General features: G+C 70.2%; 20 protein-coding genes. 9 read left to right on the top strand and 11 right to left on the bottom strand.

Annotated features, from left to right (window positions below):
* Together ACIO9K_RS12190 and ACIO9K_RS12185 are read left to right on the top strand one after the other, a co-directional pair.
* Window positions 1-441, top strand: a 441-nt coding sequence (locus ACIO9K_RS12190) for a transposase (protein ID WP_400328939.1), incomplete at its 5' end; no start/stop codon positions are given.
* 22 nt (window positions 442-463) lie between these two features.
* Complete coding sequence (locus ACIO9K_RS12185) at window positions 464-1,234, top strand: ATP-binding cassette domain-containing protein (protein ID WP_400328936.1); 771 nt, start codon at window positions 464-466, stop codon at window positions 1,232-1,234.
* Between the two features lie 303 nt (window positions 1,235-1,537).
* Here the strand turns inward: ACIO9K_RS12185 and ACIO9K_RS12180 are convergent, their stop codons facing one another.
* Window positions 1,538-2,566, bottom strand: coding sequence for a JmjC domain-containing protein (locus ACIO9K_RS12180; RefSeq protein WP_400328933.1), 1,029 nt, complete (start codon window positions 2,564-2,566; stop codon window positions 1,538-1,540).
* A 39-nt stretch (window positions 2,567-2,605) separates the two neighbouring features.
* Entirely contained in the window at window positions 2,606-3,652 is a 1,047-nt protein-coding gene (locus tag ACIO9K_RS12175; protein WP_400328930.1) for a cytochrome P450, read from the bottom strand.
* A gap of 473 nt (window positions 3,653-4,125) precedes the next feature.
* Here ACIO9K_RS12175 and ACIO9K_RS12170 point away from each other — a divergent pair, with 473 nt between their 5' ends.
* Window positions 4,126-4,578, top strand: a complete 453-nt coding sequence (locus ACIO9K_RS12170) for a DUF5990 family protein (protein ID WP_363625098.1) — start codon at window positions 4,126-4,128, stop codon at window positions 4,576-4,578.
* 73 nt (window positions 4,579-4,651) lie between these two features.
* Here ACIO9K_RS12170 and ACIO9K_RS12165 read toward each other — a convergent pair whose 3' ends face one another.
* Together ACIO9K_RS12165 and tsaD are read right to left on the bottom strand one after the other, a co-directional pair.
* The gene (locus ACIO9K_RS12165) at window positions 4,652-6,943 is read right to left on the bottom strand and encodes a M9 family metallopeptidase (protein ID WP_400328926.1); all 2,292 of its coding nucleotides are present in this window, start codon (window positions 6,941-6,943) and stop codon (window positions 4,652-4,654) included.
* A 208-nt stretch (window positions 6,944-7,151) separates the two neighbouring features.
* The gene (gene tsaD, locus ACIO9K_RS12160) at window positions 7,152-8,204 is read right to left on the bottom strand and encodes a tRNA (adenosine(37)-N6)-threonylcarbamoyltransferase complex transferase subunit TsaD (RefSeq protein WP_400328969.1); all 1,053 of its coding nucleotides are present in this window, start codon (window positions 8,202-8,204) and stop codon (window positions 7,152-7,154) included.
* Window positions 8,205-8,379: 175 nt separating this feature from the next.
* On the opposite strand from tsaD, the gene ACIO9K_RS12155 reads away from it, so the two are divergent.
* Window positions 8,380-8,982 carry a superoxide dismutase gene (locus ACIO9K_RS12155; RefSeq protein ID WP_363587062.1) on the top strand — a complete coding sequence of 201 codons (603 nt, stop codon included), beginning with the start codon at window positions 8,380-8,382 and terminating at the stop codon, window positions 8,980-8,982.
* Between the two features lie 55 nt (window positions 8,983-9,037).
* Here ACIO9K_RS12155 and ACIO9K_RS12150 read toward each other — a convergent pair whose 3' ends face one another.
* From ACIO9K_RS12150 to ACIO9K_RS12135, 4 genes are all read right to left on the bottom strand, one after another.
* Complete coding sequence (locus ACIO9K_RS12150) at window positions 9,038-10,198, bottom strand: XRE family transcriptional regulator (RefSeq protein ID WP_400328923.1); 1,161 nt, start codon at window positions 10,196-10,198, stop codon at window positions 9,038-9,040.
* A 3-nt stretch (window positions 10,199-10,201) separates the two neighbouring features.
* Window positions 10,202-11,062, bottom strand: a complete 861-nt coding sequence (locus tag ACIO9K_RS12145) for a tetratricopeptide repeat protein (RefSeq protein WP_400328920.1) — start codon at window positions 11,060-11,062, stop codon at window positions 10,202-10,204.
* Between the two features lie 319 nt (window positions 11,063-11,381).
* On the bottom strand, window positions 11,382-12,569 hold the full coding sequence (locus tag ACIO9K_RS12140; RefSeq protein ID WP_400328917.1) for a methyltransferase domain-containing protein: 1,188 nt from the start codon (window positions 12,567-12,569) through the stop codon (window positions 11,382-11,384).
* Complete coding sequence (locus ACIO9K_RS12135) at window positions 12,566-12,742, bottom strand: hypothetical protein (RefSeq protein WP_363587065.1); 177 nt, start codon at window positions 12,740-12,742, stop codon at window positions 12,566-12,568. The genes ACIO9K_RS12140 and ACIO9K_RS12135 overlap by 4 nt, the downstream gene beginning before the upstream one ends.
* Before the next feature lie 267 nt (window positions 12,743-13,009).
* Here ACIO9K_RS12135 and ACIO9K_RS12130 point away from each other — a divergent pair, with 267 nt between their 5' ends.
* The 3 genes from ACIO9K_RS12130 to cyaB all read left to right on the top strand — a co-directional run bounded on the left by ACIO9K_RS12130 (window position 13,010) and on the right by cyaB (window position 15,400).
* Window positions 13,010-14,122, top strand: coding sequence for a helix-turn-helix domain-containing protein (locus ACIO9K_RS12130; RefSeq protein ID WP_400328913.1), 1,113 nt, complete (start codon window positions 13,010-13,012; stop codon window positions 14,120-14,122).
* 13 nt (window positions 14,123-14,135) lie between these two features.
* A complete protein-coding gene (locus ACIO9K_RS12125; RefSeq protein ID WP_363625109.1) occupies window positions 14,136-14,717 on the top strand; it encodes an HD domain-containing protein in 582 nt (193 codons plus the stop codon).
* 113 nt (window positions 14,718-14,830) lie between these two features.
* A complete protein-coding gene (gene cyaB, locus ACIO9K_RS12120) occupies window positions 14,831-15,400 on the top strand; it encodes a class IV adenylate cyclase (protein ID WP_400328910.1) in 570 nt (189 codons plus the stop codon).
* Window positions 15,401-15,420: 20 nt separating this feature from the next.
* Here the strand turns inward: cyaB and ACIO9K_RS12115 are convergent, their stop codons facing one another.
* The gene (locus tag ACIO9K_RS12115) at window positions 15,421-15,894 is read right to left on the bottom strand and encodes a hypothetical protein (protein WP_400328907.1); all 474 of its coding nucleotides are present in this window, start codon (window positions 15,892-15,894) and stop codon (window positions 15,421-15,423) included.
* 12 nt (window positions 15,895-15,906) lie between these two features.
* Complete coding sequence (locus ACIO9K_RS12110; RefSeq protein WP_400328904.1) at window positions 15,907-17,151, bottom strand: helix-turn-helix domain-containing protein; 1,245 nt, start codon at window positions 17,149-17,151, stop codon at window positions 15,907-15,909.
* Between the two features lie 288 nt (window positions 17,152-17,439).
* On the opposite strand from ACIO9K_RS12110, the gene ACIO9K_RS12105 reads away from it, so the two are divergent.
* Together ACIO9K_RS12105 and ACIO9K_RS12100 are read left to right on the top strand one after the other, a co-directional pair.
* Window positions 17,440-18,258 (top strand): hypothetical protein, encoded by an 819-nt coding sequence (locus ACIO9K_RS12105; RefSeq protein WP_400328901.1) that lies wholly within the window; start codon window positions 17,440-17,442, stop codon window positions 18,256-18,258.
* A gap of 131 nt (window positions 18,259-18,389) precedes the next feature.
* Window positions 18,390-18,863 (top strand): DIP1984 family protein, encoded by a 474-nt coding sequence (locus tag ACIO9K_RS12100; RefSeq protein WP_363625118.1) that lies wholly within the window; start codon window positions 18,390-18,392, stop codon window positions 18,861-18,863.
* A gap of 297 nt (window positions 18,864-19,160) precedes the next feature.
* Here the strand turns inward: ACIO9K_RS12100 and meaB are convergent, their stop codons facing one another.
* Complete coding sequence (gene meaB, locus ACIO9K_RS12095) at window positions 19,161-20,162, bottom strand: methylmalonyl Co-A mutase-associated GTPase MeaB (protein WP_400328898.1); 1,002 nt, start codon at window positions 20,160-20,162, stop codon at window positions 19,161-19,163.
* Window positions 20,163-20,164: the final 2 nt, after the last annotated feature.

The following is a 20,164-nucleotide window of genomic DNA, read 5'->3' as shown; positions in this document are numbered from 1 at the left end:
CGGAAGTGCCGCCCGCTGGTGTTCATCCTGACCGAGGGCCAGGCCGCGGACAGCCCGCGGTTCATCCCCGTGCTGGAGAAGGTCCGGGTCCGCGGGCCGGTCGGTCGTCCCCGCACCCGACCCGGCGCGGTCGCCGGGGACAAGGCCTACTCGTCCCGCGGCAACCGTTCCCACCTGCGCAAACGCCGCATCAAGGCGGTCATCCCGGAGAAGATGGACCAGGTCGCCAACCGGAAGAAGAAGGGCAGCCGGGGCGGCCGGCCCGTCAGCCACGACGCCGAGCTCTACAAGGAGCGGAACACCGTCGAGCGCCTGATCAACAAGCTGAAGGCCTGGCGAGGCATCGCGACCCGGTATGACAAGAGCCCGGAAAGCTACCTCGCCGGCCTTCACCTCCGCGGCGCAATGATCTGGATCAAGGACCTCACCCGAACCCATTGATCACGACCGAATACGCGGCCTAGTGGAGGTCGCGGACCTCGGGCACGCCTACCCCGGCGAGCAGCAGGAGCCGGCGCTGCGCGGGGTGAGCATGACGCTGCGGGCCGGGGAGGTGGTGGCGGTGATCGGGCAGAACGGCAGCGGCAAGTCGACGCTGCTGAAGCTGCTGTCGGGCCTCTACCTGCCGCAGTCCGGCCGGATCTGCTGGGACGGCGTGCCGGTGGAGGAACTGGACGCGGACGGCATGTGGTCGCGGGTGGCCCGGGTGCCGCAGGAGTTCGCGCGCTGGCCGCTGGGGGCGGCCGAGAACGTCCACCTGGGGCACCTCACCGAGCAGGTGATGGCGGACGTGGAGCGGGCGGCCGCGCGGACGGGCTTCGACGAGATCGTGGCCCGGCTGCGGTCGGGCTGGCGCACGCTGCTGGCCCAGGGCTGGTGGGGCGGCGCCGAGTTGTCGGGCGGCGGCTGGCAGCGGGCGGCGGTGGCCCGGGCGCTGTACCGGACGGTGCGCAGCCCGGGGCTGCTGATCCTGGACGAGCCGACCTCGGACCTGGACCCGCGCGCCGAGCACCGCATCCTGCACGCGCTGCGCGCCCTCGCCCCGGGGCGGATCACGCTGCTGGTGACGCACAACATCGCCAACGCGGCGGTGGCGGACCGGGTGATCGTGATGGACCGGGGCCGGATCGTGCAGACCGGCACCTGGGCGGAGCTGGCGGCGCGCCCGGACGGGCTGTTCCGTGAGCTGCTGGACCTCCAGCGGGACCGGACGGTCCCGGCGCAGCGGGTTTAGGGCGTGTCTGACAATTCCCGCCGGGCGCGCGACGCCGGGCATCCCGCCCGGACGCACCGCCGAAACGCCCGAGTACGACCCAGTACGAGGACGCTTCGCCGGCACGCCCGGCCGGGCGCCCACCGCCGCGCGCTGATCCGCCGCGAATTGTCAGACACGCCCTGACGTCCTCGGCCGTCGAGGGCCGGTGCTGACCGTCCTCCGTACCGCCGTCGGCACGGCGGTACGGAGGACGGGCGGCGCCCGCCGGACGCGCGGGGTCTCGTTGCCGGCCCTGCGCCGGTGCGTCAGTGGGGCAGCGCGTCAGTGCGTGGTGCGTGCCGCGTCGCGCAGCCGGCGCCAGGTGCGGCTGACGGACGCCAGCCCGGCCCGCCCGGCGGCGGTCCCGCCGCCTTCCCAGGCCCGGGCCGCCTCGGCGAACGTCTCCGCGCGCTCCGCGTTCTCCGCCGCCGCCCGGGCCGCCCGGGCCGCCCGTGCCTGCGCGGCCCGGGCGGTGAGCCGAAGGTCCTCCGGTTCGATCATGTCGAGCCTCGCCCGGACGTGGTCGAGCAGCGCGGCGCAGGAGCCGTCGATCGCGGCCTCGCCCAGCGGGCGCGCCGGGAGGTCCAGCCCGTCCGTCAACCGCTGCTCCAGGGCGGCCCGCAGGTCCGGCACGGAGATGTCGCGGATCGTGAGGGAGAGGTGGGCGGAGAGGCCGGCGGCGCCGACCGCGCGGTGCGCGAAGCCGCGCGGGACGTAGAGCACGCTGCCGGGTTCGAGGACGCCGTGCAGGAGCCGCGGGGAGTGCTCGTCGTCGGGGAGCTCTCCCGGCGACCAGTGCGCCACGGTCGGCGCGTCGTGGACGTACCAGGTCTTGCGTCCGGCCGCCTGGAGGACGAACACGTCGGCGTCGTCACGGTGCACCGCGAGACCCTGGCCGCCGGCGGGCGTGACGAAGAAGAACGCCTCGACGCGCCGGTCGAGTTCTTCGGACAGCCGCGCCACCAGCTCGCCCGTCGGGCGGTGCCACTGGTCGACGCAGCGCAGCAGCAGCGTCGCCCCGGCGCCCAGGAGCGCGAGGACCTTCGTGCGGTCGGCGAAGCCGTGGTACGTGGTGCCGTTGACCACGCGTGACGTGGTGTAGGCCTCGGGCGGGACGGTCACCTTGGTGGAGCGGACCATCTCCAGGTAGGGGGTGCGCAGCAGCCCCGTGTCGAAGGCGGCGTCCAACGCGTCCAGGTCGAACGGCGGGGCGAGTTCCTCCGGCGTGAAGACCGCGGGCTTGCGCTGCCACTGGTGGCCGGTGAAGCTCCGGACGTCGCCGACCCAGTCGGCCAGCGTGGGCGATTCCATGGTGTGTCCCGTGGTGTCAGGGTGTTCGGGGCTCGTCGGTCAGGCCCTGGCCGCGGCGTCGAACCGCACGGAGAGCAGGGAACGCAGGGGGACGTGCGTCTCCTGCCGCGGGCCGCGAATGGCGAGCCGGTGGTCGAAGGCGACGTTCAGCAGGCGTTCGGCCAGGGGTACGACCAGGTGCTTGGCCCAGCAGCGGGCTCCGTCGAAGCCGAACGGCATGAACCCGGGCGTCTTCTCCGGGTCCGCCACCCCGGCCCACCGTTCGGGCCGGAACTCCAGCGGGTCGGACCAGTGCTTCGGGTCGCGGTGCATCAGGAGCGGGAAGAGCGCGACGCGGTCCTCGGGGCGGATCTCGGGGTGCAGTCCGGTGTAGGCGCGGCCGTCGTTGCGGAACAGCATCCACGCGGGCGGGAGCAGCCGCAGGGTCTCCCACAGGACCTCGGTGAGGTCGGCGCGGGCGTCCTCCCGCTCCCGGTCCGGCCCCATGAGCCACAGGGCGTTGCCGGCCAGCGCGGCGACCCCGTCGCAGAGGGTGGCCGTCGATCGCCGGTACAGCGCGATGGCCTGCCTCCGCTCCCGGGCGCCGGAAGCGTCGCGGATCTGCCCGGCCAGCGCGGTGCTCCTGCCCTCGGCAGCGGATCCCGGCCAGACGGTGACGGCGCGGTCGACGATCCGGGAGAGCCTGTCGGAGCGGGTGACGCCGCGTCTCGACAGGAGGGAGACCGGCAGGGGGTCGGACGCGAAGAGCCATCGGCGCAGGTAGGAGGTGGCCGCGTAGGGCCAGGCGCCGGACAGGCCGCGTGCCGGGGGCGGCGGGGTCCTGATGCCCGCCATGACGTCCTGGCCCAGCGCGCGGATCGTCCGGGTCGCGTTGTCGTGGTGGATGTCCGCTCCAGCGGCGGGCTTGTAGACCGAGCGCTCCGCCGACCGCACGGGGCGCGCCGCGACGATTTCGGCCATCAGCTCGCAGTCGGAGACGCCGACCGTGCGGGCGTCGATCCGGAATACCTTTTCTTCCCTGGTCAGCAGGTCCTGGATCTTCGGGGCGTAAACGATGGAATGGCTGCGCCCGGCTGTCGGCGCCATTTCTTCCACGAGAATCCCGCCTCCAATGAAATGGCGATGAAATGAGTTCTCCGCAGCCGGTGGAGAACTCCGGACAGGGAGCGGGTGGGGCACTCCGCCGCGCCGGCGGGGGCCACGGTATGCCCGGGGCCCCCGCCGCCGACGGTGCGTCAGATGACGTGCAGGACCCACGCGTGGTTGGCGAGGTCCTCGTCACGCTTGAACTTCTTCACGATCGCCTTGATCATCTTCATGGGTATTCTCCCTTTCCGAGATTGCGGGCACAACGGAACAAGCGCCCGCGGCTTGGCGGAAATCCGACATTCCGGCCTGGAAGTCGAACTGGCTTTCATCTAACTCCGGACCCCAAGCGAAAGCTAGGTCCCTGACGGTCTTTTGACAAAGTATTCCCTGTGCCCCTGGTCGAGTGTGCGTCGCATTAGATGGCCGATCGTTATAACTTCCCGAGGCGCGCGGTGGGGGACCATATCGGTATGGAACTGAGGATTGAGGCCACCGACCTGCCGGGGCGTGAGTGTGCCGCCGCGCCGGGCTTCCCGGGCTACCGGGACCTGCACGTCGCCGTCCAACGCCGGGGTCGCCCGGCCGAGTTGCTCGACCTGTTCCCCGGTGACGCGCCGCGCGCCCACTGGTCGCTGGAGTGCGAGGGGAGGCCGACACCCGGAGGAGTGGACCTCACCGGCCGGTACGTGCAGGGCGGTCCCGGCGCCCGGTTCGTCTACCTGAACTGGGTGACCGGGAACGGCGACGGCTGGGCGCTGTTCCGCCGGGCCAAGCTGCTGCTGGCGGCGGTCGACCGGGAGGTCGCCGAGGCGGCGGTGGAGCGCGGCGTCCTGGTGGCCCGGCTGCGCCTGACGGACGCCAAGGGCCACCCGTTGTGCGCCGCCGTCCGCCCGCCCGTGGTGACCTGGTCGGCGGAGGGCTGAGTACGCGGCGTCCGAACGCGCGAGGAGGGCCCCGCCGCACGCGGGGCCCTCCTCAACGTTCGGTATGCGCAGGTCAGTTGTACGTGGTGGTGACGGTCACGCCGCCGAAGCCCTGCTGGGCGTAGAGGCTGAAGTACACCCAGCCGGACGGCGGGTTGGTGATGGTGAGGGTCTCGCCGTTGCCGGCGTTGGTGGACTTGGCCAGGTTCGACCCGGTGGTGGCCCACGCACCCCCGTTGTAGTAGAGGTCGGCGTTGCCGGTGCCGCCGCTGGTGGTGATGGTCAGCTGCTTCACGCCGGCGGGCAGGTTGAGGAAGCTGTAGCTGTAGTTGCCGGTGGTGGCGGCGACGCCGTCGCGGCGGCAGTTCTTGTCGTACTGCCGGGTGTCACCGGCGGTGCAGAGCGGGGCCTGGTTGGTGGGCAGGCTGCCGCAGTTGTCGGCGCCGCAGGCCTTGAGCCAGGTGGCGAAGTCGGCGTCGTACGAGGTGCCGATGGTGGTCTTGAGGAGGGCGCGGGCGCCGTTCCAGTCGCCGACGCGGTACTTGGCGAGGAGTGCGTCGACGTCCTGCGGGTGCGACTGGAGCATGTAGCGCACCGCCAGGTAGCCCCAGTTGTAGACCTTGGTGGAGTCGGAGTTGTCGTAGGTGTTGTCGAAGAGGGTGCTCAGCGCGTAGGTGCCCTTGGCGGCCTGCGCGACGGCGTCGTCGTAGTGGACGCCCCGGTAGCTGTACGAGACGTACTCGGCGAGGCCCTCGACCCACCAGACGGTCGGGGTGGTCATGCCGGCGTCGAAGTCGCCGTAGAAGTCGTAGCGGCCGTCGAGGTAGTGGGTGTACTCGTGGTTGAGGTTCCAGATCTGGAAGGCGGGGCGCAGCCAGGAGGCCTCGTGCGCGATGAAGCGGGCCTGGTTGCCGGCCTTGGCCGGGTCGCCCTCCTCGTACATGCCGCCGTTGTCGACGGCGATGCCGTACATCTCCCAGGCGTAGAGGCTGTACTCGTAGTAGTCGTCGAAGACGACGACCTCAAGGCTGGTGTTGTTGTCGTTGGCGACCGGGCCCTTGTCCTTGACCACCTGGTGGAAGAACTGGTCCTCGTTGATCAGGCTGGTGCAGGTGTCGGCGAGCTGCTGCGCGGTCATGTCCTGGGCGCGGATGCGCAGGTTGGCGTTGCAGGTGTGGTCGACGGTGAGCACGAGCGGGACGAGCCGGGCGGGCAGGTCGCAGGTGCCGTAGTAGCTGCAGTTGCCGGTGTCCTTCTTCTCCGCGAACCAGACCAGGTTCATGGTGAGCGGACCGGTGGCGCCGACCAGCGGGTAGCGGTTGATCAGGTCCTTGACGATCGGCCGTCCCTGGGCCTTGGTGGCGTCGTTGGCGACCAGGTTGCCGATCTGGATGCCGATCGAGGTGACCAGGTCGGAGCCGTTCAGCTGGGAGCTGTTGCGGGTGACGAAGGACGCCATGGCGGTGGCGAACGAGGGGTCGGCCTGGAGGGCGGCGGTGAAGGCCGGGAGGTCGAAGCCGCGCTCGATGACGGTCTTGGTGTTGCCGACGGCGTCGGCCATCGAGCCGGTCCAAGAGCCGGTGTAGTCGTTGAGCAGGCCCTTGACGACGCCGGTGTAGCGGGCGTTCTCCTGGGCGCTGTCGATCAGGGTGACGGCCTCGGCGAGGGTCGCGCCGTTCGCCTCGGTGACGTCCTTGCTGTGCGGGGCGGCGAAGAAGCCGTCCAGGGCGCCGCGGATGGCGGTCTGGAGGGTGGTGCCGTACGGGCCGACCACGTCCGAGTGGTTCCACTGCACGTAGTAGCCGGCGCGGAGGTAGACCACCAGTTGGCCGGCCGAGGTGGAGTCGTCGCCGGGGTAGGCGGCGGACACGTCGCGCAGGGCGTTGGCGACGGTGGCCATCTGCGCCTCGTTGAACGCGCCCTTGGCGTCGTTGCCGGTCAGGTTGTACAGGGTGTTGATGCAGCCGAGGTCGGCGGCCTTGACCTGCTGGACGAGCGCGGCACCGGTGTTGCCGGTGAAGGCGGACACGTTGCAGGCGGCGGCGGGGGCGGCGGAGAGTTGCTTGGCGGCCTTGGCGGCGTGCGCACCGGTGGCGCTGCCCGCCGCCGGGGCGGTCGCCTTGGCCTGCTGGTCCGCGGCCAGCGGGCGGGCGTCCTTCGGAGTGTCGGGGGACTTGGGCACCGGGACGGAGCGCGGCGCCGCCGCCTTGCCGGCCTGGGCCTGGGCCTGGGCCTTGAGGGTGGTGGTGGAGTCGGCCGTCGCGGCGTGTGCCTGCGGGGCGAACAGGCCGAGAGCGAGGAAGAACGCGGCGCCGAGCGCGGGCAGTTTCCGCGCCTGGGCCGTGGTTATCCGGAAGGGACGCATCTGTGGGGGCCTCCGGGGCCGTTGAGGGTTGCCGTGTGGTTGGGGGGCACACGGGTTCCTGATGTGTGACATGTAAAATGGCACAGCGATTGCGGCCGGGGGAAGGCTTGGGAACGGATTCGCGTCGGGCGAGATCGAACCGTTGCCGGATCAACACGCCGTCAGGCCGGCGACGGGGGTGCGATCCGGAGCAAAAGCGGTGAAACCCTCAGGCGGCGGCAGTCCGCGCCAACGGCGTCAACGCCGCGAACTCCAGCGGCGCCGACGGATCCACCGACAGCTCCGCCGGAGCCGGCTCGGCGCCGGAGCGGACCAGCAGGTCGCCGATCGCCGCCACCATCGCCCCGTTGTCCGTGCAGAGCCTCAGCGGCGGCACCCGCAGCGCGATCCCGGCCGCCGCGCAGCGCTCCTCGGCCAGCGACCGCACCCGGGAGTTGGCCGCGACCCCGCCGACCACCACCAGGGTGCCGATCCCGTGATCGGTGCAGGCCCGCACCGCCTTGCGGGTCAGCACGTCGGCGATCGCCTCCTGCAACCCGGCCGCCGCGTCCGGGACGTACGGGTCCGAGCCGCCCGAGCGTTGCGCCTCCACCCAGCGGGCGGCGGCCGTCTTGAGTCCGGAGAACGAGAACGCGTACGGGTCGTCCCGCGGTCCGGTCAGCGGCCGCGGCAGGCGGACGGCCGTCGGGTCGCCGTCCCGGGCGGCCCGGTCGATCGCCGGCCCGCCGGGGTAGGGGAGGCCGAGGATCCGGGCGACCTTGTCGAAGCACTCGCCGGCCGCGTCGTCCAGGGTGTCGCCGAGGTGGACGATCGGATCGCGGGCGAGGTCGCGCACCAGCAGCAGCGAGGTGTGCCCGCCCGAGACGATCAGCACCACGCAGGGGTTCGGCAGCGGCCCGCCGTCCAGCGTCGCGGCGGCGACGTGCCCGGCCAGGTGGTGCACCCCGTACAGCGGGACGCCGAGCGAGAACGCGTAGCCCTTGGCCGCGGCCACCCCGACCTGGAGCGCCCCGGCCAGCCCCGGACCGGTCGTCACCGCGACGGCGCCGACGTCATCGAGCGCCAGCCCGGCCCGCGCCAGCGCCTCGCCGACCACCGGCGCCATCGCGTGGACGTGCGCCCGGGCGGCGATCTCCGGCACCACCCCGCCGAAGCGGGCGTGCTCGTCCATTGACGACGCCACCGCCTGCCCGAGCAGTACGCCGTCCCGGACCAGACCCGCGCCGGTCTCGTCGCAGGAGGACTCGATCCCCAGCACCACCGGTGACCCTGTCACAGTCACTCACCCTCATCACTCATTACATGCACTCGCGACCATTGTGCCCGACGAGACGTGAGGAATAAGCAGGAGCCCATGCTTCGTTCCTGCAACTCATACGCAATAGTGTTGTCCCGGCACGATCATCACTGTTCATCGAAAGGGGCTGTGTCCCAGCATGGGCACCTACTCGCTTCCCGACCTGCCGTACGACTACTCCGCGCTTGAGCGGGCGATGTCCCCCGAGATCCTCGAACTGCACCACTCCAAGCACCACGCCGCCTACGTCAAGGGTGCGAACGACACCCTGGACCAGCTGGCCGAGGCGCGCGACAAGGAGCAGTTCGGCGGCCTGGTCGGCCTGCAGAAGACCTTCGCCTTCCACCTGTCCGGCCACGTGCTGCACTCGCTGTTCTGGCAGAACCTCTCCCCGGAGGGCGGCGACCGCCCCGAGGGCGAGCTGGCCGACGCCATCACCGAGCACTTCGGCAGCTTCGAGGCCTTCCGCAAGCAGCTCACCACCGCCACCACCGGCGTGCAGGGCTCCGGCTGGGGCATCCTCTCCTGGGAGCCCCTGGCCAAGCGCCTGATCGTCGAGCAGGTCTACGACCACCACGGCAACGTCGGCCAGGGCACCACCCCGCTGCTCGCCTTCGACGCCTGGGAGCACGCCTACTACCTGCAGTACCGCAACGTCCGCCCCGACTACGTCGAGAAGCTCTGGGACGTCGTCAACTGGCAGGACGTCTCGTCCCGCTTCGCGGCCGCCAAGACCGCCTGACCCGCACTAGGTGAACGGCCCCGGACCGGTCGGGCGGTCCGGGGCCTTCCTCGGGTCAGGAGAGCTGCAACAGCGCCTTCCGGTGCCGCCAGGCGAGCCGCAGGAGCGCCGCGCCGGCGGGCTGCATCGGCTCCGCACCGGTGAGGCGATCCACCTGCTCGGCTGTGAACGGGATGCCGGTCGAGCGCCCCGTCGCATCGTCCAACCCGACGCGGTGGCCCTCGTCGTTGGTCGAGACGATGCGCCGGAACGTCTCGTCGAACAGCTCGGCGTCGAACACGGCCACGGTGAGCATGTTGGTGACGAAGGTCAGCGGATCCATCCCGAGGCCCAGCCAGAACACCCGCAGGCGGCCGTCCTCACGTGCTGCGGTGAGCGACCAGTTGAGTGGCCAGGCGGCGTAGTCGATCGGCGCCCTGCCGCTCCCGTAGTCCTCGGCGTCACCGAGCAGTTCCTCGCTCAGCTCCCGCAGGATCGCCCGCCAGAGGTCGAAGTCGTTCCCCTCGTTCCACGGCGCGTCGTGCGAAGCCTGGAACATCCCGACCGGCATCACCTGGAAGAGACCCCCGCCGCTGGCGACCTTCTCGGGATCACGCCAGTGCAGCACGAACTCCGCTTCGCCGGTCCTGCGATCGTGCCGGATGGTCAGCGTACTGATGGCCGCCATGACCGGCCGGCGCGCGAGGTCGGTCGGATCGCCGATGGCAGCTCGGAAGGGCATGGTGGTCGAGCCCGCCAGGACCGCCGCCGCGTACTCGTGCGCGACGGCCTCACAGATGTCGATCACGTCGAAGTACCGGCCGCGGCCGAAGGCCAGCGTCGGACCGCCCGCAGACGTCCCGACATCCAGCAGGCGGTAGCAGCTTCGATCCTCGAACAGCCTGGGCCTGGCAAGCTCCCGCACCGCGTCGGCGTAGCGGCGGTAGGCCGTTCCGCCCCTCCGGCGCGGGCGGATGCGGTCGAGCTCCGGCTCACCGCCGTCCAGGTCGGCCTCCGGCGCGTCCGGCCGCCAGCGCAGTCGGACGCGTTCCAGCGGCACCGGCTGCTCCGGAATCCAGTGCTGGCGAGCCAGCAGCGGAGTCCCCGGGACCAGCCGTTCGGGAGGGACTTCAGTCAGGAGCCGGCTGGTTAGCGCGAAGCGGTGATCATTCAAGAACATTCGAACCCGTCGCCACTGCTCCCGACTGTTGGACGGGCCCGGTTGGTCGTCTGCCACGATTCACCCTAACGTCGCGGCTCGTTCGTCGAGTTCCCCGGCACCGGCCACGTCGCGGAGGCGGTAGAGGCGGGCCCGGAGGTCGCGGACGGCGTCCTGCACCTTGACCGAGCGGATGCCGTCCGCGCAGTCGAGGAAGTCGTTCCAGGACGCGAGGGCACCGTCGACGTCGTCCTGCCGGAGACGGACGGTGCCGAGGTCGGCGAGGACGATCGCACGGGTGCGGCGACGGTCGAGGCCGTGGATGTCGAGCGCGTGGTGGAGGTGTTCCTGCGCGCTGGTGTAGTCGCCGAGTCGGGCGAGGATCATGCCGGACTCGTGAGCCCACCGGCCGATGCTGTAGTGCGAGGCACACGACTCGCCGGGCGTGCCGGTGGCCCGTTCGATCGCGCTCTGGGACGCGGCGAGCGAGCTGGTCGCGGTGCGCCGGTCGCCGTCGAGGGCTGCGGCGTTGGCGAGGGTGGCCTGGTAGTAGGCCAGGGCTCGGGAGTCATCGAGGTGTTTGGCCTGGTCGACGCACTCTTCCGCTATCCGTACGGCGGTGGGCCTGAACCCCAGGTCGATGGCCTGGACGGCCAGACCGCGCAGGGCGGTGGCGGCCAACTCGGCGTCGCCGGCCTCGGAAGCGAGCCGGAAGGAATGCGCGTAGTACTGCTGGGCAGCGTCCTGGTTCCCCTCGTCCTGGGCCATCCACCCGGCCAGGTGGACGAGTTGGGAGGTCGCCGCGAACAGCTCCCGGCCGACGGCTTCACTCCAAGTCCCGTCCAGCCAGGGGGCGACGTCGTCGTGGAGGTAGCGGACGGCCAGATGGCGGGCATGGCCGCCACCGAGTTCGGCGGCCGCGTCGCCCAGCGACTTCGTCATCTGGCGGATCGCTGCGACCTCGCCCCGGCCGACCTTCACTGTGCTGCCAGTCTTTCCCTGTACCCGCCGCAGGACGGCATCAAGGTCGGACAGGCCCAACGCCGCAAGCGCGTACGCGCTGGAGGCGGACACGAATCCCCGGCGATCCACCACGTCCCTCCGGCTCAGCTCGACAGCCGATCCACGGTACCGACAATTCCGCTCCTTGCGTGACCAGTTGTCGGCTTGTTGACCACCTGGAACATCCGATCGGTTCCAGGCAAGCAGCCCCGGACCGGCGGTCCGGGGCCGTGCCGAATGAGACGGGCAATCCACTCCGCTACGGCAGGGGCCACGTATTCGTCGGGTCGTCCAGCCAGGCCTGATGGCCTCCGGGGCCGATGGTGAGGCCGAGGCGGCTCGGCCCGGGGCGGCCATTGTCCAGCCACCAGCGGTGGGCGGCCTCGACTTCGTCCCACAGGCGGCGCGGGCCGTGCTGCCACACCGTGTACCGCTCGGCGTTCTCGGTGCCGTCCCAGTCGACGGCGGCCCAGGAGCCGCCGTCGGTCGTGGCCACCCAGAGGCGGGTCTCGACGTCATCGAGATCGGGGTCGTGGTGCCAGGCGTACCAGAGGTCGCCGAGGCGGTGCCCGAGGGCGAACTGGGTCTCGAACTCCGAGTCGGCGACGGCCCAGGGGTCGAGCGTGGTCGTGGACTCGTCCGGCACGTGCTCGTCCATGACGACGTCCCGGAAGAGGCGGAGGTCGCGGCGCTGGGTGCGCATCAGCATGAAGGCACTGTCGGCGGTGTACCGCCCGGTGGCGGTACCGTCGCCGGTGACGGTCAGGCGGAGGAGCCCGCCGCAGCTCCACTCGTCGTACCAAGGGGTGAGGATTTGCCCGCCGGGCCTGGTCTGGCTGATCCATTTGCCCGGAACGCGCTTCACGGAGCAGGTGGCCATGATCCGGTCGAACGGCGATGCGACGTTCCAGCCGAGACTTCCGTCGCCGCAGACGACGGTAGGTGCGTAGCCGGTGGCGTCGAGGTTGGTCCGGGCGCGGTGGGCCACGGCGGCGTCGATCTCGATCGTCGTCACGTTCGCCCCACCGAGGCGGTGGGAGAGCATGGCTGCGTTGTACCCGGTGCCCGCGCCGATCTCAAGAACCCGCATTCCCGGTGCGATGTCCAGGAGTTCGAGCATCTGGAAGACGACCGACGGCTCGGAGGCCGAGGACGAAGGCCACGCATCGCCTACATCCGTCGGCTCGTCTCCGTCGTTGACCTGTGTCACTACGGGAATGTCCGAACTGGCGGCGGCGAACCAGCGGTCGGGCTCACGGTCACGGTCGCAGAGCTGGTAGCCGTCACCGTCGGCAAGCCAGATCCGGTCCGGGAGGAAACGATGGCGCGGGGTCGCCTGTGCGGCCCTTCGCCACTCATCGGACACATCGTGGCCGAGAGAGCGGGATACGGCCCGGAGCAGGCCGTTCGTGGCGGCCTGCTCCAGGTCGTTCTGCTGGCTCTTCACTTCCCGTCGCCGTCCTTGCGGTGCTTGCCGGCAGACGACCCGGACGAGGTGTCCGGGGTCGACTTGTCCTTCCCGAAGTCCTTCCGGTCCTTGTTCGCGTGCTTGCCCTGCCCGCCGTCGTTGCCCCCGCTGCCGCCACCGGAGCTTCCGTCCTTGCCGGTTCCCCATCCCATGGGTGCCTCCTGCCTGTTTTCTTCACGATGGTTGTCGCGTGGAGCGCTTGCCCAGGTGTACGGACGTGACAGTTACCAACTGGCGTGCCCCCGGGCCGGTACGCTCCTTGATGAGAGCGGGACCGCCGTCGCAGGGAGCGAGACCCACCGACGGGTCTCCGACCGCTCTCGGTCGGGGACGCCTACGACGGTAGGGTCCCGGAGTCAGAACCTGAAGTGACCACGAGTACACGTACGTCGGCACGGACTCCCGAGGTGGGGGCTCTCATGCAGTCAAGCCAACAGCCTTCCCTGACTGTTGGTCAGGGAAGGCCTCGGCGCCCGCGCGTGGGCATCATCTCCGGGTACGTCTTTCGGGTGATCCGAGAACAGCACGGTGCCACCCAGGACGAGTTCGCCGAGCGGCTGGCCGTGTCAAGCGACACGATCGCCGGGTGGGAGAGTGGTCGGCGCCCACTCACTGCCGTACCTGTCGGGCAGATGCTCACCTACCGCCATCGGCTGATGCAGATGGGCACAGCGCCCGCACTCCTCCAAACACTGGAGCGATCCTTCGAGGCGGACATTCTGCTCGCCGGCATCGTTGAGGAGAAGTCGTCGGCTGTCGGGAGCCCCCTCGGGGCGATGGTGATACGGCGCGACCTCGTGGAGATTCTCATGTGGCCGCTCAGCGGTGCAGCGCCGAAGGCCGTTCGCGACCTCCCGACCCCGCCGCGTCCACGAAAGGGCCCAGCGCCGACCGGACCGGAACTTCTCGCCCCCGACCGCACCCGGTTCTACGCCCACCTGCGGCGCGCGGCCGAGGAAGCGCGTGGAACGGACCAGTTCCTCGCCCGCCGCCAAGCGCTGTACCTGGCCGGATACGATGAGCAGGGCGACACGCGGGAGTGGATCGCGCACCAGCAGCGCTCCGAGCAGCCGAGCGACTGGCTGAGCCACTGGCTCAACTCCCGTTCCGTTGCCATGGTCTCCGCCCGCCACGGTGACCGCGATCGGATCAGCCACTTCATCGAAACGGCCCTCGCCGATGAGGCGGGCGCGCTGGCGAACCTCAACTACTGGGCGTACTGGATCGGCGAGGCCCCGTACCTCGAACTCTCCGACGACTTCATCGCTGCCCGGTCGCCGGGCCCGTGGCCCGGCGACAAGCTCCTCGCGCACCTCGTTCAGGGGCTCGGCCCGCAGTGCGGGTGCGCCGAGTTGAACATCCACAGTGTGTGGTCATTGCTCCAGGTCCGGCCGGATCTGCTGCGCTCCGGAACTGCGGCCCGCGCCCTGCGCGAACGGCTCCCGGTGCTGTTGGATGGTCGGGAGCTGTCGCGGCGAGGGCGACGCGAGCTCGACAGCATCCGCTACGCGATCCGCCTTGTCGAGGCGTGAGAGGAGCCAGACAGTGACAGACGACCTGACGCCGGTGGCCAGGTTCCTGTTCGAAGCCGGGACGCTCAAGCAGACCAAGCGCACGGGCTGGTGGATGGCCGGCGTCCGCGATCCCGAATCGGTCGCCGAACACTCCTGGCGAACCGCGTTGATCGCTTCGATCATCGCCAAGCTGGAAGGCGCGGACCCGGCGCAGACCGCCTTCCTCGCGGTCTGGCACGACTCCCAGGAGACGCGCACCGGGGACGTCAACCATCTGGGCAAGAAGTACGCGCCCGGCGCCGATCCGGCGGCGGTGACGGCCGACCAGGTCGGCGGCATGCCGGAGATCCTCGCCTCCACCATCCGGGATCTCGTCGCGGAGTACGAAGCGAAGGACTCTCCGGAGGCGGTCTGTGCGCGGGATGCCGACAAGCTGGAGTGCCTGATCCAGGGCGTCGAGTACAAGGCGCAGGGCTATGCGAACGCTCAGCGCTGGATCGACAACAGCCGTGGTCGTCTCACCACGAAGACCGCCAACGCACTCGCCGACGCCGTCCTGGCAACCGACTCCCTCGACTGGCTCCGTGCTGCCCTCGGCGAGAAGTCGAGCTGACGCGGGTCGTGGATCGCGTCTTGAAGGCGGCACCTCGCAGGTGTCGGTCTCAAAGCGGAAGTTCGATGTGATGGTGGACGGCGCCGAGCGCGTGATCTGACGGAGGGGCGAGGATGGCGATCGAAGCGGAGCTCAAGGCGGTCGTGCGCGACCCGGAAGGCGTGCTCAAGCAACTGGAGGCCCGGCACGGTGCCGGCCGCGCCGAGGTCTACCGCGACACGTACTACGACGCGCCGGACGGCAGCCTGATGGGCACCGATCGCGAGTTGCGGATCCGTACCGTGCACAGCCCGGACGACACGCGCACGGTGCTGACGTACAAGGGGGCCCGGGTGGACGAGGCGTCCGGGTCGAAGCCGGAGTCCGAGACGAAGGTCGAGGACGCCGATGCCGCGCACGAGATCATGCGGGGCCTGGGCTTCACCCCTCGCATCGCGTTCGAGAAGCGGTGCCGCAACTACGGCTTCCAGCGCGACGGAAGGCACCTGCTCGCCACGCTCGTTCGCGTTCCCGAGTTGGACGACGCCACGTTCATCGAGGTCGAGACGACGGCCGCCACGGAGGCCGACCTCGCGCCGGCCCTCGCCCTCGTCCGTGCGGTGCTGGCCGAACTCGGCATCAGGAAAGTCGACTTGACCGCCGAGCTGTACACCGACGCGGTCGCGGCGGCGCGTCCGGCCTGACTGGTAGACTCATTTAGCATTCACCGGCGCGCTCCCTGAGGCCACAGCACCTCAACCGGCACGCCGCGCTGGCGGGCGTAGGCGACCACGTCCGCCGTCCCGCCGTAGCCGCGGGCCGGCAGGCCGTCCCAGACGGCGAGGAGCTTGTCGACCTGGGCTACCAGGACCTCGCTCCCCGCCATGTGCGCGGCTTCGTCGGACTCCACCCGGCCTGTTCGGTGAACGGCGTTGGCACTGCTCAACAGCCGGTCGTAGACGGGGTGATGCCAATCTGGTAGCCCGTCCCGGTACTGATCCGCGGGAATGACGACCTCTAGCCGCGCCCCCCGTTCGAGCGCGATCTCCGCGATCCACGCGTCCGGCCCGTCCGCGATGCAGGACACGATCGTGAGCCCAGTCGGGTCCTCTCCCGCGAGAGCGTCTTCGAGCAGCCGTCGAACCTGCTCCTCCACCCCGGCCGCCAGCCCCCGGTGCCCGGTGACTCCGATTCGCACTGCGATCCCTCCCTAGAGATAGACACCGTGCAGGCGTTCGTCGAACTCCCTCACGGCCCTGGACGGCGAGGAAGTGCTGAACGACCGTCGAAGTGCGCGGCCTCTCTCGACGATTCGACCTGAACGGTACTGGAGACCGATCTCCAGAGCTTGCGTGGCGAGGGCGAATGCCGCCTCGATCCGTCCTGCGGCCAGATGGCCTGCTGCAATGTCCAGCAACAGCAGAGCGCGTTGCTTCGCATGACTGGTCGCCGGGACCGGGATCGCCGTTTCTGATGCCCACCTGGAGAGTCCGAGTTTCGCGCCGCAGGTCACTCTGGCAGCGGCCACCTTGGACTCGTCGAAGGTGAACACCCAGGGCCACGGGGGTGGTTCTTCCCGGATGTCTGCCTGAAGCGCAGCTCGGCTACGTGTCAAGGCGTGGTCGGCACTGCGCTGGTCGCCTGCGGCTGCGTGCCCGAGGGCCTCAACCGATGAAAGCCATGCGTCGGCGACTGTGGGAAACGCAGGCTCGAGGAAGCTGCGGGCCCGCTGGGTGAGACTGAGCGCCTGGACTGCGTTGCCGGTGTGAGCTTCGAACTGTGCGAGGCTTCCGGTTTGGTACGCGGCAAGCAGCGGGTGTGCTCCTGACCGCGCGGCTTTGATTGCAGCCCCGTAGAACGACCGCGCGGACCCGTAGTCTCCCATGTCCCACGCCAGCCAAGCGGCCAGGCTCGCCGCCTCACTCGCGACGGCGGCGAGCCTGATTCGATGAGCATCGGTCCGTGCCGCGCCAATCAACCCTTGGATCAATCGCAGATGGGAGTGGGCGACATCGGCAAGCTCTCGTGAGGGTGTAGATCCGTCTAGTCGACGGTAGGAGGTAGTGGCGACTCGGAGTGCGACAGCTTGCTGCTCGACCTCGTCTGTGGGTCCCGCGGCGGCTGTTAGTACGGGGGATGCCGCGATTGCTGCGGCTGCTCCCAGGAATTGACGTCTTTCCACGCTCTCAGTTCCGATTCGCGTCTGAACCGTAGTTTCGGCGAGGCCGAGCAGAGCTGCTGGAATTCCCAGGTGCTGCGACAGTCGCAGCAGCACGTCCATGGCATAGGGGGCGATGCCTCGCTTCTCCAGTCGCGAGATCGCTGATTGTGAGAGTCCACATGCCTCGCCCAGCTGCACCTGCGTCATGCGCCGGTACATTCGAGTCAGCTCGATGATCTTGCCGTAGTTCCTCATCCGGGAGGCATCCCGGATCGCTGCCGAGTTCCAGTTCAACAGCCCACCCCAACGCTACGAGACCTGCCAGGTCACATGATGCAATCCGATGCGTTCCTCGCATATCCGTATGCGGGCGCCGCATGATCAATGGTCTCACAACTGTGACGGGTTGTTGACTGGCAGTGATGAATTGGCTTGTGTGTTGGTGTCTCGGCTGCTGCCGAGACACCAACGTCTGGCCCTGTGCTGGCAGTTGTGCCCGGATGGCTCGGAGGGTTCGGTTCGGTGGTGGTCAGTCCACACAATGTGGTGGCGGCCCGTGCCGGGGGTGGTCATTCTGGGCGGATGGGTGATCGTGCGAACTTCGTCGTCGTCCGCGAGAGCGGTGAGTTCGAGCTGTACCTGTCGCGGTTCGGGGCGGTAGGAATCGACCTCGACCTCCTGGCCGGGCCGGCGGAGGTTCTCTCGATGGTCCGGCACCTGAGAGCGGTCGACTGGTGGCTGGACGATGTGCACTGCCAGGGTGCGGCACTGATCGACCTCGGGCGGAAGGTGTTGATGCTGTTCGCCTGGGAAGGGCCGAGCGCCGAGATGCGCCACCGGGCAGCCACGCTGGAACTGTTGCAGGAGGCGTGGGCGGGGTGGGACGTCCGGTGGATGTACGACGGCCCGGCCGAGCTGCGGACGTACCTGGAGCTGGACCCCGAACACGTCCGTGCCCGTGGGTACGGGATTGCGGTGGGGCCGCTGCTCGAACCGGGCGACGAGGAACTCGCTGACCCCGAGCCGATGGTCGCGGTGGTGACGGTCGGGACGGAGCACTGCTACGTGTTGGCGAACGTCAACGACCATCCGGTCCGGGAGGGGGCTGCGCTGCTCGACCGGCTGGCGGGCGGCCCCGAGCACGGGGTCTGTCGGGCGTCGGCCGATGCCGGGATCCACGTCGATCCGCTGCGCCGGCGGGTGGGGTGGTGGCTGCTGGGGGCGTCGGCGGAGGCGTACGAGATGCCGCAGCGATGGCCCGGTTGGACGGTGGAGTTCTGGCAGGACCGCTGGGAGGAGCACGTACTGGCGGCGCCCGGGCGCTTCTCGCCGCCGCCGGTCGACCGCGCGAGGGCGCTGGCGGACGTACGGGCAGCGGCCGGACGCTGTCGAGAGGCATGAACCCGCCCGGCGCCCGCCGGGTCGGTCCGACCGACCGGCCGGACCGACCGACCCCACCCCTCGAACCGTGCCGTCAGGCGCCGACGTGCATACTTGCCGGACGATCAGCAGGACGTAGAGGTGATGACGCGGTGAAACTGGCTGAAGCGCTCGCGCAGCGCGCGGCTGCGGTGCGGCAGGTGGAGCAGTTGCGGGCGCGCGTCGTCGGCAGTGCCCGCTACCAGGAGGGCGAGGAACCGGCCGAGAGCGCGGCGGAGGTCCTGGCCCAGGCCGGAGAGGTGCTGGACGAGCTGGAGCGGCTGATCCGTCAGATCAACCGGACCAACTCCACCGCGCTCATCGAGGGCGGCGGCACGCTGACCGACGCCCTCGCCCGCCGGGACGTCCTGCGGCTGCGCCACTCGGTGATCACCGCGGCCGCCGACGCCGCCTCCGGGCGCGACCAGCGGGGAGCCGTACGGCAGTTGCGGTCCGAACTCAGGATCCTCTCCGCCCTGCCGGTCGCCGAGCTCCATGCCCAGGCGGACGCCCTGGCGAAGGAGATCCGCGAGGTGGACACCCTGATCCAGCGCACCAACTGGGAGATCGACCTGATCGAGGGCTGACCCCACAAGCTGGGTGTGGGAAGCAGGTAGTCGCCACGGAGGCGTGCACACACCGCGGGCCGGCGGTTCATCCGGCCCCTGGCGCGTGAAGAGCAACGCAGGGGTTCGATTCCTCACCGAACAATGCAGCTCAGCATCGCGTACAGGTGACAGAGCACACGGCACAGCTCACCACCACGTGCAGATCCGGACGACGAGGGCGGGAGCGGGGCGCCCCACACCCGGTGCGAGGGCCGTGCACACCGGCACGGCCCTCGCACCTGTTCCTCCCCGGGGCCACCCGAGAAGCGCCTCCCGTCAGGGCGTGCCGAACAAGCCGAAGAAGGTGTCGAGGATCTGCTGCGCGGCGAGCCCCGCCGGCATGGTGCCGGCGCGGACCCGGGCCTCCAACTCGACCGAGAGCCGCCGCACTTCGGGGTGTTCGTGCAGCCGCGCGTAGAGCTGGTCGTGGACCATCGTCCAGGTCCATTCGACCTGCTGGTCCCGCCGCTTCGCGGCCAGCGCGCCGGTGGCGTCGAGGACCTTGCGGTGTTGCTGCAGCCGCTCCCACAGCACGTCGAGTCCGGCGCCGTCCCGGCCGCTACAGGTCAGCACCGGGGGCGTCCACGCCGCGTCGGGCGCCTGCAACAGCCTTAGGGCGCCCGCGAGTTCGCGGGCCGCGGCGCGAGCATCCGTCTCGTGCGGCCCGTCCGCCTTGTTGACGGCGATGACGTCGGCCAGCTCCAGGACGCCCTTCTTGATGCCCTGCAACTGGTCGCCGGTGCGGGCCAGGCTGAGCAGCAGGAAGGTGTCGACCATCCCGGCGACGGCGGTCTCGGACTGGCCGACTCCCACCGTCTCGATCAGGACCACGTCGTAGCCGGCGGCCTCCATCACCACCATGGACTCCCGGGTGGCCTTGGCGACGCCGCCCAGCGTCCCGGAGGTGGGCGAGGGGCGGACGAAGGCGTGCGGGTCGACGGCGAGGCGTTCCATCCGGGTCTTGTCGCCGAGGATGGAGCCGCCGGTGCGGCTGGAGGTGGGGTCGACGGCGAGCACCGCGACCCGGTGGCCGAGCCCCGTGAGCATGGTGCCGAAGGAGTCGATGAAGGTCGACTTGCCGACACCTGGCACGCCGGTGATGCCCACCCGGACCGCGCCGCCCGCGTGCGGCAGCAGCCGTTGGAGCAACTGCTGCGCGAGCGCGCGGTGGTCGGGCCGGGTGGACTCGACGAGGGTGACGGCGCGCGCGATCCAGGCGCGCGAGCCGTCGAGGACACCCGTCACATAGCTGTCGAGGTCGATCGTCCGCGGAGGCATAC

Origin of the sequence: Kitasatospora sp. NPDC087271 (assembly GCF_044744605.1) — a bacterium.
Lineage (GTDB): Bacteria > Actinomycetota > Actinomycetes > Streptomycetales > Streptomycetaceae > Kitasatospora.
Note: the sequence above shows the minus strand (reverse complement) of the source record. Positions and strands in the feature narration are given on the sequence as shown.